1 protein-coding gene is annotated in these 3,157 nt (G+C 44.8%); it reads right to left on the reverse strand.

The window, feature by feature from the left end; all coding sequences use genetic code 11:
- Positions 1 to 1,047: 1,047 nt before the first annotated feature.
- The coding region (locus tag EAE91_RS24650; protein WP_214090498.1) for an AMP-binding protein at positions 1,048 to 3,157 on the reverse strand (2,110 nt) is incomplete at its 5' end.

Raw genomic sequence — 3,157 nt, forward strand, 5'->3', positions numbered from 1 at the left:
AGCCCTCACCAATATTTCTTTCTTACTTCTTGCCCCCAAGAAATAAAAACGGACGCATCCGACATCAATTCAAGATATTCAAAAATCGTACCATCGCCCGATTAATAACGGACAATTAGTCATTTTTTACGCTAATTCCCCTAATAACCGAACAAATAATCAACTTTAATTGCACAAATAAAACACTCTGTTCTTGTTCCTATCAGGACATTATTATATTCAATACCGTAAAGAAACATTACGAATTACAATTAATATCACCACAGATTATTTCACAACAATAAAACAAGGTGACAGGCATAATAATTAACCAAATAGAATATTGATTGTAACGAGATGTATTCCAATTAGAGCGTTTTGTGATGTTATTTTTATGATTCCCAGCGATATTTACCAACACGCGGTGCAAAATAGGATTAAATTTAATATTATTCAATTACATACCCCTCACAATACATACATTTATTGCCTATCCAACAGGACTATTTTATTTGCTATTCTTTACCATAGAGAACGAAACGAATTACCCTTCCACATACTGCATGTATACGTCAGGCTTTCCGCACTGTCCGTATTTGTAGTTCACTTATAATAACAGCCAGCAGTAATCACGCCTAATAGGTGGGATTTTAATTATCACGAACCTTTAAAATAAACCCAATATATTCAAAAACTAGCTCATGAAATTGAGGGTAATTAAATCAGCCTATATCCCCCTAAAAAACACATTACCATAATCACATCTTCGATTATTTTCTCATAATTATCTATTACAATAAATATTCCCAACAATAACACCACAATTAAAAATATAATTTTGATACCAAGGAAATCAACAAAACAAAATAAAATCAACAATAAAATCCGTTCGAGATCACACAATATAAAATAGCAACAATAATAACAAAGAAACCTAAAAAAATAACTTATATGGGAATGATAAGTTCCCTTATTCTATTTTAATGCATAAAAAATCCGGCATAATAAATACATGCCGGATTATCATACGCGAACTGAATAATTGAGTACCTCCTTAATATATCAGTATTACGAAACCTCCTCGTCATAGTGGATTGCCAACGCCCTATCCAAAATCTGAGCTAACGCGGTTTTATTTTTATCATCCTCCAATAAACTAAAATGATTACCCGGAGTAGCAATCAATTGCAGTGAAGTATCAGGCATTACCCGCTCCCAACCTAACGACGGTTCTATGTTCACGAACTCTGGCTTTTCATCCATCGCAAAAGAAACAGCAGGAGAAGGCTCTGCCGCATAGAACTGATGCAGCGTTATTGCTAATGTTGGCGGCTCATAATCCGCCACTATTTGGGTGTAACGTTCGATCTGCCGCCAACATTTTGCCATCACATCAGCACGCAGGTTTGCAGGATATAACGCCAGCTCTTGCGCCGCCTCAATAAACTGCACCAAATTCAGCTCATCAATTCGCCGATATAACGCCGCAATATTTTCTTTGCACGCCTCCCCTGACTGCCGGGCCAGCTCAGTAAAGAAATGATGTTTGGGTTGCATCGCCTCTTTGCCAAAATAGTGAGGCGCAGGTGTATCAATCAGCCCCAGGAAATTGACTCGCTCGCCAGTACTTAAAAGCTGCTGAGCAATGGCATAAGCCAATATTCCACCAGAAGAGTAGCCGCTTATCCGGTACGGGCCTGCCGGTTGAACGGCTTTCATCAAGGCGATCATTCTGGCAGCCTGCGCTTCCATCGTTGCCATCGGTTCTTCACTGATGGACGGCCAGGGCAGCGCATAAATCGGGTAGCCCGACGGGATGTGCTGAGCCAGCCCGAAGACATAAGAATAATCACCCATGCCACTGGGAACAAAGAATAACGGCAAGCCTGCTCCATCAGGTCGCACCGATATAGCTTCGCTTTGCGGCTGAGACAATAAATCCGAGGTGATTTTTGCGGCCAATTCGGCCAGCACCGGGAATTGGAACACAATATTCAGTGTAAAAATCAACCCTCGGCCAGCGGCAAGATTCATCATTCGCATCGCAAGCAGCGAGTGACCGCCCAACGCGAAGAAATTGTCAGACCGGCTAACCTGTTCAATCCCCAGCAATTCACACCAAATCGCCGCTAATACGGTTTCCGTTTCGCCTTGTGGCACCTCGTAAGCCTGACGAGCAAAGGCTTCGCTGTCCGGCTCCGGTAACCCATGACGATCTAACTTACCATTTGGCGTCAATGGGAAGGCATCCAGACGCACAAAGGCTGACGGCACCATATAGTCAGGTAAAATGGCACTCAGGTGGGTACGCAAGTTATTCGCTAACCGCTCATCCGCTTGCGCCACCACATAAGCCACCAAGCGTTTGCCCTGCCCTTCACCCAACGCCAGCACCACAGATTGACTTACCGCAGGATGTTCCACCAATCGGGCTTCAATTTCCCCCGGTTCAACCCGGAAGCCGCGAATTTTCACCTGCTGGTCATTACGCCCCAGGAATTCCAGATTGCCATCCGGCAGGTAGCGAACTAAATCCCCGGTTCGATACATTCGTGCATCAGGTCTATCACTAAACGGGTCAGGCAGGAAACGCTCAGCCGTCAATTCTGGCCTGTTCAGGTAGCCACGAGCAACAGCGATTCCCCCAATATAAAGCTCACCAGTGACCCCCATTGGGACAGGTTCCCCGCGGGTATCGAGAATATAGATTTGGGTATTGGATACTGGGCGACCAATCGGTACGTTATCAACAAAATGGCTCGGGTGATTGGTATCGAACACCGTACAACCCACGACGGTTTCAGTTGGGCCATACTCGTTAATGATGCGTGATCCAGGCGATAATGTTCTCCAGAGTGCAATAGTGGAACCGGGTAGAGCCTCTCCGCCCACGATAAAGCAGTGCGCAGGGCATTCTTGTCCTGCTGTTTTTAATTCCTGACCCATTGCTGAAAGATGGCTAGGGGTAATTTTAACCAGAGCGCCCGATTCCATTGACAACAACGCAGGGAGCAATTCAACCAGCTCCTGCCCGTCGCCGAGCAAATGGAGCTTGCCGCCGTACAGTAAAGGCAGGTAAAGACTGGTGACCGTGGCATCAAAGGCGATTGATGATGAAACGATACTATCGCATCGCCTTTCAGTGAGGTAATCACTCCGCGCCCACAACAGGTAGTTG

The sequence above is a fragment of the Photorhabdus noenieputensis genome (assembly GCF_018448935.1).
In the GTDB taxonomy this organism is placed as follows: domain Bacteria; phylum Pseudomonadota; class Gammaproteobacteria; order Enterobacterales; family Enterobacteriaceae; genus Photorhabdus; species Photorhabdus noenieputensis.